This window comes from Nostoc sp. PCC 7107 (genome assembly GCF_000316625.1).
In the GTDB taxonomy this organism is placed as follows: Bacteria; Cyanobacteriota; Cyanobacteriia; order Cyanobacteriales; family Nostocaceae; genus Nostoc_B.
Map to the genome: position 1 here is coordinate 2,932,171 of NC_019676.1, position 14,009 is coordinate 2,946,179.

A 14,009-nucleotide genomic window follows, 5' to 3' on the forward strand; every position below is an offset into this window, starting at 1 on the left:
GTGCAGTCTGAAAACATAATCCTGAAGTCTGAATACTCTACCCAAGCAGCAGAGAGTTGAAATAAAAAATATGTATAAAATTTATCTTACCCACCAAAATTAAGCTTTTAACGCAGTCTTAATGAGCTAATTTTACAGACTTCATACTGAATTATTGTTGATCAAATACTTTTAATTGTGCATCTCAATTTAATTTATGAGCCTTTCACCTCTTCTAATTACTCTAGGTAAATACATCGCTGGGGAATTTGACAATCGAGAACAGGCTTTAGCGGAACCTGCTTGGTATGTCCACCTACGTATGTGGCAAAGACCAGTTAACTTATTCACAGAAGACAGTATTACCTTGTTTGCCGAGCAAGCTAATATTGTCAACTTAGATCGCCCTTATCGCCAACGAATCTTGCGGTTAATGGCAGGTAAGGATTTTGATGCAGCTTTGCAAATCCAGTACTATATGCCTAAAAATCCAAGTGCCTTAAGTGGCGCAGGACTTAATCCTGCCTTACTCAAGACACTCACAGTCGAACAAGTTGATTTGTTACCAGGGTGTATACTTACGCTGACCCAGCAGGAATTGACTCCTAAACACTACAAGTTTATCGCTACTCAACCGACCGAGACTCGTTGCTGCTTTGATTATCAAGGCAACAATGTACAAGTTTCCTTGGGATTTGCCGCCACAGCAGAAGAATTTTACAGCTACGACAAAGGCATTGACTCGGCAACAGGTAAAGCGACTTGGGGAGCAATTTTAGGGCCATATCGCTACACCAAACGAGAACAGTACTCAGTTTTGAGTGGAGAGTGCTGAGATGAACAACATCTACTAACAATGCACGAGAAAATAGCATAAAGCTGAAAGTTAGCCTTTTTTACTCAGCACTTAGTACTTGATTAACTAGCGATACTCCGAGGAACACCTTCTAAAGCTTCCTCTTCTGTTTCAAAAATTTCAAATACTGTGTCCATCATCGTCACTTCAAACACGAGTTTGGCTTCTGGGTGTACGTTGCAGATGCGGAAACTGCCTTTGACTTTATCCGCATCACGCATCCCAGCCACCAAAGAGGTGAGACCAGAACTATCAATAAAATTTACCTGACCAAGATTCACCACTACATGGCGACTGAGCTTGGAAATACATTCCTGCAACTTCAGTCGAAATTGCCAGGCTGTGGTAATGTCTAGACGACCAGATGGTGTTAAAACTATGACGGTATTACCGTCCTGGGTTGTATAGGTTGTTTGTTCTATTTGTATCACTAAAAATCCCCGTGGCACTCATTTTCAAATTGACTATTGCTGGATTGACCCTGAGATTGGTGAGTCAAATAACTTACTTTTTTGGTAATTTTGACTTTCGTTGGTGCGAAAGCTTGCCAGACACTTGGTAAATTAATTGACTCACCACTTGAGCAAACTATCCAGTGCTGACACTTGAGATAAACAAGTTATAGCTAAAATAGTCACCTATTTACTAGGTGCTTACCTTTAGTAGTGTAACTCACTAAAAAAGTGCAGAGTGCTAATGAAAGTGCTGAGTTGAAAGCGCTGAGTGCCAAATAACGAATATGCAAAATTTTATATTCCGATACAACGCACCCAACACTGAAATTGCCAAGCAAATTAATCTAACCTAGGGGGGATTAAATTGTATGTGATCTTAGTGGGTTGCTTGCCAATTTATCCAGTCTTGGGGCTTGAGGAAAGTATTATACAATTCGGCTTCGGGGGAATTGGGTTCAGGCTGATAACCGTATTCCCAACGCACTAAGGGCGGTAAAGACATGAGAATAGATTCAGTGCGTCCGTTGGTTTGGAGTCCAAAAATTGTGCCTCGGTCATAAACCAAGTTAAATTCAACATAGCGTCCACGGCGGTAGAGTTGGAAATTTCGTTCGCGATCGCCATATTCTATTTCATGTCGCCGTTGGGCAATTGGCACGTAGGCTGGCAAAAAGGTGCGGCCACAACCTTGGATAAAAGCAAATAAATCTTCCCAAGTCCGTTGTTCTACTACTCCTACTTGGTCGCTGTAATTAGCCGCTGGGCCTTTGGGGTTAGGTCCACGATATAAAGTGCCTTGACCATCTTGATAATCAAAAAATAAACCGCCTACGCCCCTGGTTTCATTGCGATGTTTTAAATAAAAATATTCATCACACCAAAGCTTAAACACTGGGTAGTATTCAGGATGGTATTGGTCACAAGTCTGCTTAAAGGTTTTATGGAAGTGGGCAGCATCTTCAGCAAAAGGGTAATAAGGTGTTAAGTCAGCACCACCCCCAAACCACCAGACTGGCCCTGCTTCAAAATAACGGTAGTTTAAGTGAACAGTGGGGACATAAGGATTCCGGGGATGTAACACCAAGGAAGTACCTGTGGCATAAAATTGGTGTCCCTCAGCTTCTGGACGTTGGGCTAAAATCGAGGGCGGCAAGTGAGAACCCCAAACTTCAGAAAAATTTACACCTGCTTGTTCAAAAATTTTGCCCTCACGTAACACACGCGATCGCCCACCACCTCCCTCTGGACGTTCCCAAGCATCTTCTTTAAACTCACCCACACCATCTAATTCGGCTAAAGCTTGGGTAATTTCGTCTTGCAGTTGTTTCATAAACTGACTCACCCTCGCCTTAGCATCCGTTGGTGGTAAGAACTTGGATGATGCTGGTTTTACTATTGGGGTGTGCGAATTAGTCAACATAGAGATTCCCGAACCTTAATTACAATTGCCAAAAAGCCAGAAATTTTCAGTTAAAAATTTGTAGACAATCCGAACTCATTTCTTAGCTCGACTTGCTCAAACTAATGTTTTTTTGTCACGCTTTTACACTATCGATGTGTATGACTAGAGTTATTTTCCCTCAAATGCGTATAGGCTTGTATATTGACTCAGTTTTTTTTGTACTTCTTGATGGGAACATTCTGGTGTTATATCAACTTCTGGCAAGTTAGTATATGCCGTACTGATGATGGTGATGCCCCGCAAGCCTCGGTTTTCAGCCTTAGCAACCTTGTTGCCATCTGTGCCTAATCGTTACTTGCCATGCCACAACTAAATATTGAGAAATGTTACGTAAGGGTAATTAGGATTGCTCACCATACCAGAGTTACTAGCAAGTCTGTAGCGAGGAGGATAAGGCAAATGCGAGGTTGGTTATCAAAATTCATCCACCGCAAACATCGTCGGTTTTGTGCGTCTTTAGTACGGACGTATCGAGAGCTTAGTGATGCTTCTGTCGATGAACTATGGCAAAAGGTAGTTGATTTAACAGATGTTTCTTGGCATCCCTTACTAAAAAGTACCAATGTCCCCTACGGATTAGTACCCAAACCTGGATTAATTTACCAAGCTGTCACCCGCTTTTCGCCGTTTCCTATTCACATCTTTGTCGAGCGAGTCAATCCCAGAGAACTTTTGAGTGTGAGAGTTTTGGCTATTCCTGGTGTGGAAGAACGAATTACTTATCAAGTGGAATCTACTGTTTGTGGTACTTGTTTATCTTATTCTGTCACCCTCAAAGGCTGGTTATCCCCGCTAATTTGGTCATTTTCCCGTCCTTATGCAGATCGGGTAGCACGTTCTTTAGTTGAATCCGTAGAAAATGCCGCAGTCCAAGCGGTATCCAGTAAGAAAAAATCTCTTAATGATAGTTGTTTTGATTTTTAGAGACTAGAGGAAAGTATGAACTGTGAAGTATGAAGTGTGAAATAGAAATCTATCAGCCTTCATCCTTCATTTATCCCTAGTTTGCTATTCCCAAGAAAGTTAAGATTCTATTAGGTAAGAATAAAAATTTCTTAAATTTTTTACGGCGGTAATGCTGAAAACACTATGTACGATGTCCTTGATTCCCGTTCTGTCTTAGAAGTATTGCGACCTGTGCAAGACCCAGAACTCCGCAAGAGTCTGGTAGAACTGAATATGATTCGCAACGTTAACATTGACGGTGGCAAGGTGAGCTTCACGTTGGTTTTGACCACACCCGCCTGTCCCTTACGTGAATTTATTGTCGAAGATTGTGAAAAAGCTGTGAAAAAACTACCTGGGGTGACAGAAGTCAAGGTAGAAGTCACAGCCGAAACACCACAGCAAAAAAATGTACCCGACCGCAATGGTGTTCCTGGGATAAAAAATATTTTGGCAGTTTCCAGTGGCAAAGGCGGTGTCGGTAAAAGTACGGTAGCTGTGAATGTTGCCGTCGCCCTCGCGCAAACAGGAGCAAAAGTCGGCTTGCTAGATGCGGATATTTACGGGCCAAACGATCCCACTATGCTGGGATTAGGCGATGCTAAAATTGCAGTTCGTTCCACAGACAAAGGTGAAGTTTTAGAACCTGCATTTAATCATGGTGTCAAATTAGTATCAATGGGCTTTTTGATTGATAAAGATCAGCCTGTCATTTGGCGTGGGCCAATGCTCAATGGGGTGATTCGCCAGTTTCTTTATCAAGTAGAATGGGGCGAACTAGATTATTTAATTGTGGATATGCCGCCGGGAACTGGCGATGCCCAGTTAACTTTAACCCAAGCCGTCCCAATGGCAGGAGCCGTAATTGTGACTACGCCACAAACGGTCGCTTTATTAGATGCTCGTAAAGGATTACGGATGTTTCAGCAAATGAACGTCCCTATTTTGGGAATAGTAGAAAACATGAGCTACTTTATTCCCCCGGATATGCCAGATAAACAGTACGATATTTTTGGTTCTGGTGGTGGTAACAAAACCGCCACAGAGTTGGGAGTTCCTTTGTTGGGCTGCGTACCCTTAGAGATTTCCACGAGAGTTGGTGGTGACAGTGGTGTGCCGATTGTTGTGGCTGAACCAGATTCGGCTTCTGCCAAAGCATTAAAAGCGATCGCCCTGACCATTGCAGGTAAAGTATCAGTTGCTGCACTAACGGCATAAATTTTAATTTTTGTCTGATTCCTGGGCTGTTGCCTGGGAATACAGATCATGAATCGAGAATTTAGAAGTTAAAATTCAGAAGTCAGAATTTATCGTAGTTTCAGCGTGAGGATTCTATGGTGGAAAACTATCTGAATTTTGAGAAATAAATTCAAAGGTTTGTGAATTCAATTACTCAGACAATATCCGAAAATTTCTCCTGAATTCTGACTTCTTTGTCCTGATTGCTTTTCTTACTCAGTAAATTTAACTCTCCAAATTAAATTCTAAATCCCACAATAATGTTGTTAAAACGTTCGCTCCCCAAAGTTCGCTGGAAATCTTGGGTTAAGCCTTGGCAGCAATTAGATTGGTTATTATTTTGTTTACCTGTTGCTGCCAGTATCTTTGGCGGCATTATGATTCTGAGTACAGAACTCAAACAACCAGTTACAGATTGGTGGTGGCACTGGTTAGTAGCTGGGATCGGCACTTTCATAGCATTATTTTTAGCTCGTATCCGCTATGAAAATTTACTTCAGTGGCATTGGGTAACTTATGGTCTGACTAACTTCAGCTTAATTGCGGTGATGCTTGCTGGTACTAGTGCTAAAGGCGCACAGCGCTGGATTAGCGTTGCGGGTTTTAATGTTCAACCGTCAGAATTTGCCAAAATTGGAATAATTATCACTCTAGCGGCTTTATTACACAAGCGGACAGCTTCTTCCCTAGATAATGTTTTCCGGGCTTTGGCAATTACAGCAGTTCCGTGGGGATTAGTATTTTTGCAGCCCGATTTAGCGACATCCTTGGTATTTGGGGCGATCGTTTTAGGGATGCTGTACTGGGCTAATGCCAATCCTGGCTGGCTAATTTTGTTGATTTCTCCAGTCATTTCTGCCATTTTGTTTAGTATTTACTGGCCTTTATCTGAGCCAATAGACTTATTGAAGGTACTAGCTTTTGCGCTTGGGTTTTTAGGATTTAAAGAAATAGGTTTTGAGTCTTTAGGATTCCTGAAAGAAATAGCTGTAACTCCTTTAGGCCTTCTTTGGGCATTTGCAATGGCATTTGTTGGCTGGCTAACACTAACTTGGCGGCGATCTGGTCTTGCGGCGATTGGTGCTTGGACTCTTAATATTCTGGGTGGTGAACTCGGAGTTTTTGCTTGGAATCATGTATTGAAAGAGTATCAAAAAGACCGGCTTACTGTATTTATTAACCCCGATCATGATCCTTTGGGTGCAGGCTATCACCTGATTCAATCACGCATTGCCATTGGTGCTGGCGAAATTTGGGGATGGGGTTTGTTTAAAGGGCCAATGACTCAACTTAATTTCGTCCCTGAACAGCATACAGACTTTATTTTTTCAGCTGTGGGTGAGGAATTTGGGTTTGTGGGTTGTTTAGTAGTATTGTTTGTCTTTTGCTTGATTTGCTTCCGTTTGCTGCACGTAGCGCAAACAGCCAAGGATAACTTTGGTTCGTTATTGGCGATTGGTGTGTTGTCGATGATTGTGTTTCAGTTAATCGTGAATGTGGGGATGACTGTTGGTTTAGCACCTGTAGCGGGGATTCCCCTACCTTGGATGAGTTATGGACGTTCTGCAATGCTGACTAATTTCATCGCATTAGGAATAGTAGAATCAGTGGCAAACTTCCGACAAAAGCAGAAGTATTATTAATGAGTCAATCAATTTTAGATTTTGGATTTTAAATTTTGGATTTGTTCTGCTCACTAGAGCAGGGCAAGAACGAAATAAATCTAAAATCGGCACAGTTAATAGTCAATAGTCAATGGTCACTAGTTTTAGTGCAAAGGACAAATGACCAATGACAGAGGACAAGTATTAAGCTATTAACAGTAAACCAGCGAGGGTAAAAATCATGATTCTGCCTGGAGCAACTGTTCGCGTCAAAAATCCCGCAGATACATACTATCGCTATGAAGGACTCGTACAACGGGTAAGTGATGGCAAAGTAGCTGTGTTGTTTGAAGGTGGCAACTGGGATAAACTAATTACCTTTCGCCTGTCAGAGTTGGAGGCTGTAGACACCACCGCAGGACGGAAAAAAGGAAAATAGGTTATTAGTCAAAGGTCAATGGTCAATTGCTTTTTGACTTTTGACTCAGCACTCAGCACTCAGCACTATCATGCGTCTTCCTCTACCACAATTTACAACAAGCGATCGCCACCCCAATCATATTGCGGAGGTGATTGAGACCAACACTACTGAATTTCTAGCCCAATGCTTGGAACCAGAAGACTTGAGCTTTCCAGCGATGCCGCCTTTTGGTAGTTGGGTTTGTGCTGTAGATGAAGAATCTGGTAATCAAGTGTATGCGGTGGTGTCTTATGCCACAACAATGCCGATAGATTCTATACATCGGGCCGTAGCCCTGGGGTTGTCATTGCAAGATTTACGCGAGGAACAACCCCAGATATTTGCTATGCTCAAAACTGAATTTCGGGCGGCGATTGTGGGTTTTGTACCACCTTCCCCCAATTCCCACGAAATTTCCAGAATATATCAGTATCTACCGCCCCGCCCGCCGCAAATTCATCAAGCTGTTTATCGCTGCGAAGCGGAAGCAATTATTAAATTTACAGAAGAATTAGATTTTTTACGGACATTATTGTCTGTAAATGGTGCGCCAGTTGAATCTTTAACCGCAGCAGCTATTCGAGATGTTTACCAGTTACGCAAAGCTGATCGAGAATGGCTAGTCAAGGCCGGACGGATGCTTAGTGTGCTTTTAAAAGACGATTATGATCGCTTACGGTTTATTTTAAGTCAAATCCATCCATAGGTAGTTATTTTCTCAACAATTACCTAAGTAGCTTGAAATAAACTGTTTTGTTATTTGTCAGGGTGGCTTTTATAATTATTTATTTTGATTGAGCGATCGCCTTTGAGGATATCGCAAATTTGCCGTCGCCCCTTTAAATATTTCCTATGGAACCAGTATTACAAGTTCTTGCTATAGAACCAACTTCCCAAGTTCTGGGTCAGGAACCAATCGTTCCCTTAGCAATTTTGTTGCTGGTTATTTTAGTCGTTCCTATCCTGTTTGAGCGTCTCAGACTACCAGGATTAGTTGGTTTTGTAGGTTCTGGAGTCGTACTAGGCCCATCAGGTTGGAATTTATTCCATAGTGATTTATCAATCATTAACCTACTATCTGACATTGGCTTAGTTTATTTGATGTTTTTAGTAGGTTTAGAACAGGATTTCAGACAATTACACCAGAATCAAAAACACTCTTGGGGATTTGCTGGTTTCACCTGTGCCATCCCTTTGTTGATGGGAATCTTACTAGGAAGGTTTTTTGGCTTTGCGGTTAATACATCTATATTGATAGGCAGCTTATTTACTTCCTATAGCCTTTTAGCTTATCCCATTCTTAGCCGCCTAGGAGTGATTAATAATCAAGTTGTTAGTGCTACTATTGGAGCAACAATATTTACTGATATTAGTGCTGTTCTGATTTTAGATGTTTGTTTATTTAGCCTAAAAGCAGATGTATTGAGTTTATCTTACATACTCATCTTGTTAGGTCGGTTAGTTATTTATACAACAATTATTTTAGTTAGTTTTGATTGGGCTGGGCAAGAATTTTTCCGCCGTTCTGGAGATGATGAAGGGAATAAATTTTTATTTGTGTTGCTATCCGTATTTATTGCTCTGATCAGCGCTCAGTTCATGGGGATTGCAAAAATTGTTGGAGCATTTTTAGCAGGTTTAGCGGTTAATACAGTAGTAGGTGAAAGCCCAACCAAAGACAAGCTTGTCTTTGTTGGTAGTGTGCTATTTATTCCCGTATTTTTTGTTAACCTTGGTTTGCTGATTGATTTGCCTGATTGGAGCAGCAATATTACAACTTTAAAGTTAATGCTGTTAGTTGTTGTTGGTGTAATTGTTAGCAAATTTTTAGCAGCTTTGTTAGCAAAAATATGTTATCGCTACAATTGGCAAGAAATGTTAATCATGTGGTCTATATCACTGCCTCAAGTCAGTACCACCTTAGCTGGTACTTTTTTAGGGTATCGTGCTGGCTTACTGTCAATGGAAGTATTACATAGTGTTGTGGCATTGATGCTGATTACATCAACGTTAGGGCCGTTGCTCACCAATCAACTAGCTATTTCTGTCACACCTACACCCCTGGCAGAACCACTAATAGTAAATTTACCTGAACAAAAAATTTCCGAAAAACAAAGTATTTTTACTATAGTTGTACCTATATATAATCCTCAAACACAGCAGTACTTAATGGAAATAGCGGCCTTATTAGCTCATCCTGAAAAGAGCAAAATTATCGCGTTAAGTATTGCCACTGCTGCGACTCGAATGGATTCACCACAGTTAGAAACATCTCTGCAACAGAGTGAACGCTTATTAGCAAAAGCTAACGATCAGAGTCGTAATTTGGGCATAGAAATATTACCACTACTGCGAATTGATAATGCCTTTGCATCAGGAATTACCAGAGCAGCACGAGAGCAAAAGGCGAATTTAATTGTGATGGGTTGGGATAAACGCACTGGGTTGCGATCGCGTTTATTTGGCAATGTAATTGATACTGTACTATGGGCATCCCACTGTACAGTAGCTGTGACTCGTCTGGTGGAATCGCCCCAGAAAATTCAACGTATTCTCGTACCATTGGAAAATTTAACTTCCCCTGTATTTTCTGCGGTCAAGTTTGCCCAAATGCTGGCAGATACAAACCAAGCCCAAGTTACAGTTTTGAATGTTTGCGATCGCCGCATTAGTTCTAGTAAAATCGCAGCAAGGCGATCGCAACTTGCGGTTTTAGTCTCGCAATTAGCTTTGCAAAATCCCCCAGAAATTCAAATTATTTCTCATGAGAATGTTGCCCAAGCAATTTTACAGGCAGCGCGATTGTATGATTTGGTAGTGTTACCATTCGTACGTAATTATACAATCCCTGGTGGTTTAGTTATAAGTGATCTGGCCACTCAGATAGCCAGACAACTTACTTGCTCTATTGTCATTCTGAGAGAAGCACAAAACACTCAAGTCAGCCCCACACCAAAAAGTGTTGCTAACACTACCTCCACTGTTTAAGGCATTTGCGAAACGCACAACTTGAGATGGGGAATTTGGCAACTTCAGCTAAATCAAAAGTTAGTACTGATGATAATTTAGGTTTTACCGGAAACTTTATTTTGTTGAAGATTTCATGAAATCTAGGGTAGAAACGCTCAACCCTTAAGTGATGTTTGTTATTTTGCTAGATGAATTGTCCAGCAACTAAGTGTTAATGTAACAAAATTGCATACATAACAAAATACATTACTAATTTAGCTCTGTGCGCTCTGCATTTTTGTATCTCGGCTGGGTACTCTAAAAACAAGCTAAACAGCCACTACTAGTATCTGTAAATATCAGGAAAACTATGAGAATTTTGGTGACGGGCGGCGCTGGGTTTATTGGTTCTCATCTTATCGACCGATTAATACCTCAAGGGCATGAAGTAATTTGCTTGGATAATTTTTATACAGGGACTAAACGTAATATCTTCAAATGGATGGGAAACCCAAACTTTGAGTTGATCCGCCACGATATTACTGAACCAATTCGTTTAGAAGTCGATCAAATTTACCATTTAGCTTGTCCAGCTTCACCAGTACATTATCAGTACAACCCAGTGAAAACCGTTAAGACTAACGTCATGGGAACACTGAATATGTTGGGGTTAGCAAAGCGGGTAAAAGCAAGATTTTTGTTAGCTTCAACTAGTGAAGTTTACGGTGATCCGGAAGTTCATCCCCAAACCGAAGACTACAGAGGTAACGTTAATCCTATTGGACTACGTTCATGCTACGACGAAGGTAAACGAATTGCCGAAACTTTGGCATTTGACTACTACAGACAAAATAAAGTAGAAATTCGGGTAGCACGGATATTTAATACTTATGGCCCACGGATGTTGGAAAACGATGGTCGGGTAGTGAGTAACTTGGTTGTCCAAGCATTACGCGGTATTCCCTTAACTGTGTACGGTGAAGGTACGCAAACACGTAGTTTCTGCTACGTATCAGACCTAGTAGAAGGACTGATGCGGTTGATGAATTGTGAATTCACTGGGCCGATAAATTTAGGTAATCCTGACGAGTACACAATCTTGGAATTGGCGCAGGCTGTACAGAAGCAAGTAAATCCAGATGCCGAAATTAAGTTTGAACCTCTACCTTCGGATGATCCACGCCGCCGTCGCCCTGATATTAGCAGAGCAAAAACTTGGTTAAATTGGGAACCTACCATTCCTCTGCAAGAGGGGTTAAAACTGACAATAGAGGATTTCCGCGATCGCATAAACAGCGATACCTAGGATTGAAGCTTCACAGCAGTTGCTAAAACTGCTCTGAACTAGAGTACAAGCTAACTTTTAGCCATAGCTTGCACTGAAATGATTAGTTAATAGACGATGCGTAGATGTCATATTAACAACTTCATTTTTGCAGAATAACCCCACAAAAGCGAGGAGATAATAAAATGCGTGTTTGCGTAATTGGTACTGGGTACGTTGGTTTAGTTACAGGTGCTTGCTTGGCTCACATTGGGCATGATGTAGTTTGCATAGACAACAACGAAGAAAAAGTCAAACTGATGAAGTCTGGGCAATCGCCAATTTTCGAGCCTGGTCTTTCAGAAATCATGCAAGCTGCTATTCAATCTGGCAAAATTCAGTTTTCCACAGACCTCGCTGCTGGCGTTGCCCACGGTGAAATTCTCTTTATTGCGGTAGGTACCCCACCTTTACCCAACGGTGAAAGCGATACCCGTTATGTTGAAGCTGTAGCTCGCGGTATTGGAGCTAACCTCAATGGTGGCTATAAAGTTGTCGTTAATAAATCTACAGTACCCATTGGTTCTGGTGACTGGGTGCGAATGATTGTTTTAGATGGAATTGCGGAACGTCAAAAAGCACTGGTACCAGCAGGTGGTGTGCCTAGCGATGACAAATTGCCAGAACTAGCCGCACATTTTGATGTTGTCAGCAACCCAGAGTTTTTGCGTGAAGGTTCGGCAGTTTTCGATACCTTTAACCCCGATCGCATTGTCTTAGGCGGTAATAGCTCGAAAGCGATCGCTATGATGCAGGAACTTTATGCGCCAATTGTCGAGCGCAAGTTCGCGGCTGACCAATCGTTGCCACCTGTACCTATACTGGCTACAGACCTCAGTTCAGCAGAGATGATCAAATACGCTGCTAATGCTTTCTTAGCTACCAAGATTAGTTTTATTAACGAAGTTGCTAACATTTGCGATCGCGTTGGTGCTGACGTGACTCAAGTAGCCAAAGGTATTGGTTTAGACTCCCGTATCGGTAACAAATTCTTGCAAGCCGGCATTGGCTGGGGTGGTTCTTGCTTCCCCAAAGACGTTTCAGCTTTGATTCACACTGCTGATGATTATGGTTACGAAGCTCAATTACTCAAATCAGCCGTTAGTGTTAACGAACGCCAACGTTTAATTGCTTTGGAAAAACTTCAGCAAGTCCTGAAAATCCTCAAAGGTAAAACAGTTGGCTTGCTCGGTTTGACCTTCAAACCAGATACCGACGACTTGCGCGATGCACCTGCACTCAACTTAATTGAGCAACTCAACCGCTTAGGAGCTAAAGTTAAAGCTTACGACCCGATTATTTCTCAAACCGGGATGCGTCATGGTCTTTCTGGCGTTTTAGTGGAAACAGATGCTGAAAGACTTGCCGATGGCTGTGATGCTTTGGTACTCGTAACCGAATGGCAACAATTTAGCCAGTTAGATTATGCCAAAATGGCACAACTGATGAACAACCCTGTAATTATCGATGGTCGTAACTTCCTCGACCCTGAAACAATGGTGAGAGCAGGTTTCCAATACGTTGGTATCGGTAGATAATTCTCCAAATTTAGGGTGGGCAATGCCAGTGATGTCAAAATTAGAGTCTGAGCAAATTTTGAACATTGCCCACCTGATAAAACTTGCAATTAACCAACAAGTGCAAGATATAGTTTGATATGACCTCTATCCCATCCCCTCTGTCTTGAAAAGTTTTGCGCCGGGAAACCCGGACGCGCAAACTTTTCGCTCCGATGCGGAGAGGGGAATTTTAATATCTAACGCACTCTAACATTGAGAAAAATAGCAAAAGCGATCGCATCTGTGCCAAAAAATGCGATCGCTGTCTTTTTTTAACCCCAATACAGGGAGATAATTATCATCATGCTACAATTAGCATCATTAGCTTTGGAAAAGCAAGCGATCACTCAAACTGCACTCTCCTCAGCCAGGTATTTCTTCAACAAAACCAGATAGACATAAATACAGCACAGATGGAAACAGCTAAACAACTAGCAATTCCTCTACCAATGGATGCTATAAAAAACTTTTGTCAATGCTGGCAAATTGCTGAGTTATCAGTATTTGGCTCAATTTTACGTGATGATTTTAACGCCGACAGCGATATAGATTTTCTATATATTCTTAAACCTAATATTCAATGGAGATTAGTTGATTTACTTGGTGCTGAAGAGGAATTAGAAAAATTGCTTGGTCGCAAGATTGATTTAGTCAAAAAGTCGAGTATTGAGCAAAGTCACAACTGGCTACGAAAAAGAAATATTCTTTCATCATCTCAGGTAATTTATGACAGCGAATAGAGATTTAGAATCTCTAATTGATATACACCACTACAGCCAAAATGCGATTTTTTTTGTATCAGCAATCACGAAAGTTGAATTTGTGGAGGATCAAAAAACAATCGCAGCAGTAATGTACGCGATCGCTGTTATGGGAGAAGCCACCAAAAGATTGTCAAAAGAATTTCGAGAACAACATTCCTATTTATCTTGGAAGGAACTTGCTGGTTTGCGCGATCGCTTAGTGCATGATTATAAAAATATCGATCTAGATATACTGTGGGATGTGGTTTCGGTAGAAATTCCCGCATTATTAGTGAGTTTAGAACCTTTGTTGCCCAAGCAGAATGAGTGATCGGATGATTTTAAACACTTCTATGGTAGACATTAGGCAAAATTAACAGATTTTGACAACTGACGCACCCTAAAATTAAGGAAAATAGCAAAAGCGATCGCAT

13 protein-coding genes are annotated in these 14,009 nt (G+C 41.4%); 11 read left to right on the plus strand and 2 right to left on the minus strand.

Annotation, left to right across the window (positions count from 1 at the left end; translation table 11 throughout):
* Window positions 1-196 precede the first annotated feature (196 nt).
* Window positions 197-814, plus strand: a complete 618-nt coding sequence (locus tag NOS7107_RS12480; protein ID WP_015113337.1) for a chromophore lyase CpcT/CpeT — start codon at window positions 197-199, stop codon at window positions 812-814.
* Between the two features lie 83 nt (window positions 815-897).
* Here NOS7107_RS12480 and NOS7107_RS12485 read toward each other — a convergent pair whose 3' ends face one another.
* The gene (locus NOS7107_RS12485) at window positions 898-1,266 is read right to left on the minus strand and encodes an STAS domain-containing protein (protein WP_015113338.1); all 369 of its coding nucleotides are present in this window, start codon (window positions 1,264-1,266) and stop codon (window positions 898-900) included.
* Window positions 1,267-1,666: 400 nt separating this feature from the next.
* Window positions 1,667-2,710: an oxygen-dependent coproporphyrinogen oxidase gene (gene hemF, locus NOS7107_RS12490; protein WP_015113339.1), complete on the minus strand. Its 1,044-nt coding sequence runs from the start codon at window positions 2,708-2,710 to the stop codon at window positions 1,667-1,669.
* A 441-nt stretch (window positions 2,711-3,151) separates the two neighbouring features.
* On the opposite strand from hemF, the gene NOS7107_RS12495 reads away from it, so the two are divergent.
* From NOS7107_RS12495 to NOS7107_RS12540, 10 genes are all read left to right on the plus strand, one after another.
* On the plus strand, window positions 3,152-3,676 hold the full coding sequence (locus tag NOS7107_RS12495; RefSeq protein ID WP_015113340.1) for a hypothetical protein: 525 nt from the start codon (window positions 3,152-3,154) through the stop codon (window positions 3,674-3,676).
* Window positions 3,677-3,841: 165 nt separating this feature from the next.
* Window positions 3,842-4,915 carry an Mrp/NBP35 family ATP-binding protein gene (locus tag NOS7107_RS12500; protein ID WP_015113341.1) on the plus strand — a complete coding sequence of 358 codons (1,074 nt, stop codon included), beginning with the start codon at window positions 3,842-3,844 and terminating at the stop codon, window positions 4,913-4,915.
* Between the two features lie 281 nt (window positions 4,916-5,196).
* The gene (gene rodA, locus NOS7107_RS12505; protein WP_015113342.1) at window positions 5,197-6,579 is read left to right on the plus strand and encodes a rod shape-determining protein RodA; all 1,383 of its coding nucleotides are present in this window, start codon (window positions 5,197-5,199) and stop codon (window positions 6,577-6,579) included.
* A gap of 202 nt (window positions 6,580-6,781) precedes the next feature.
* The gene (locus NOS7107_RS12510) at window positions 6,782-6,979 is read left to right on the plus strand and encodes an NAD(P)H dehydrogenase subunit NdhS (protein WP_015113343.1); all 198 of its coding nucleotides are present in this window, start codon (window positions 6,782-6,784) and stop codon (window positions 6,977-6,979) included.
* A gap of 70 nt (window positions 6,980-7,049) precedes the next feature.
* On the plus strand, window positions 7,050-7,706 hold the full coding sequence (locus NOS7107_RS12515; RefSeq protein ID WP_015113344.1) for an HAS-barrel domain-containing protein: 657 nt from the start codon (window positions 7,050-7,052) through the stop codon (window positions 7,704-7,706).
* 146 nt (window positions 7,707-7,852) lie between these two features.
* Window positions 7,853-9,988, plus strand: a complete 2,136-nt coding sequence (locus tag NOS7107_RS12520) for a cation:proton antiporter (protein ID WP_015113345.1) — start codon at window positions 7,853-7,855, stop codon at window positions 9,986-9,988.
* 331 nt (window positions 9,989-10,319) lie between these two features.
* Window positions 10,320-11,255 carry a UDP-glucuronic acid decarboxylase family protein gene (locus NOS7107_RS12525; protein WP_015113346.1) on the plus strand — a complete coding sequence of 312 codons (936 nt, stop codon included), beginning with the start codon at window positions 10,320-10,322 and terminating at the stop codon, window positions 11,253-11,255.
* A 164-nt stretch (window positions 11,256-11,419) separates the two neighbouring features.
* Window positions 11,420-12,811 (plus strand): UDP-glucose/GDP-mannose dehydrogenase family protein, encoded by a 1,392-nt coding sequence (locus NOS7107_RS12530; RefSeq protein ID WP_015113347.1) that lies wholly within the window; start codon window positions 11,420-11,422, stop codon window positions 12,809-12,811.
* Between the two features lie 434 nt (window positions 12,812-13,245).
* Complete coding sequence (locus NOS7107_RS12535) at window positions 13,246-13,572, plus strand: nucleotidyltransferase family protein (RefSeq protein WP_015113348.1); 327 nt, start codon at window positions 13,246-13,248, stop codon at window positions 13,570-13,572.
* On the plus strand, window positions 13,559-13,906 hold the full coding sequence (locus NOS7107_RS12540) for a DUF86 domain-containing protein (protein WP_015113349.1): 348 nt from the start codon (window positions 13,559-13,561) through the stop codon (window positions 13,904-13,906). Before NOS7107_RS12535 ends, NOS7107_RS12540 begins: the two co-directional genes overlap by 14 nt.
* Window positions 13,907-14,009: the final 103 nt, after the last annotated feature.

Coding starts and splice junctions, on each gene's coding strand:
- NOS7107_RS12525 (WP_015113346.1), top strand. CDS start 10,320: ATGAGAATTTTGGTGACGGGCGGCGCTGGGTTTATTGGTTCTCATCTT.
- NOS7107_RS12480 (WP_015113337.1), top strand. CDS start 197: ATGAGCCTTTCACCTCTTCTAATTACTCTAGGTAAATACATCGCTGGG.
- NOS7107_RS12515 (WP_015113344.1), top strand. CDS start 7,050: ATGCGTCTTCCTCTACCACAATTTACAACAAGCGATCGCCACCCCAAT.
- NOS7107_RS12540 (WP_015113349.1), top strand. CDS start 13,559: ATGACAGCGAATAGAGATTTAGAATCTCTAATTGATATACACCACTAC.
- rodA (WP_015113342.1), top strand. CDS start 5,197: ATGTTGTTAAAACGTTCGCTCCCCAAAGTTCGCTGGAAATCTTGGGTT.
- NOS7107_RS12510 (WP_015113343.1), top strand. CDS start 6,782: ATGATTCTGCCTGGAGCAACTGTTCGCGTCAAAAATCCCGCAGATACA.
- hemF (WP_015113339.1), bottom strand. CDS start 2,710: ATGTTGACTAATTCGCACACCCCAATAGTAAAACCAGCATCATCCAAG.
- NOS7107_RS12535 (WP_015113348.1), top strand. CDS start 13,246: ATGGAAACAGCTAAACAACTAGCAATTCCTCTACCAATGGATGCTATA.
- NOS7107_RS12520 (WP_015113345.1), top strand. CDS start 7,853: ATGGAACCAGTATTACAAGTTCTTGCTATAGAACCAACTTCCCAAGTT.
- NOS7107_RS12500 (WP_015113341.1), top strand. CDS start 3,842: ATGTACGATGTCCTTGATTCCCGTTCTGTCTTAGAAGTATTGCGACCT.
- NOS7107_RS12495 (WP_015113340.1), top strand. CDS start 3,152: ATGCGAGGTTGGTTATCAAAATTCATCCACCGCAAACATCGTCGGTTT.
- NOS7107_RS12530 (WP_015113347.1), top strand. CDS start 11,420: ATGCGTGTTTGCGTAATTGGTACTGGGTACGTTGGTTTAGTTACAGGT.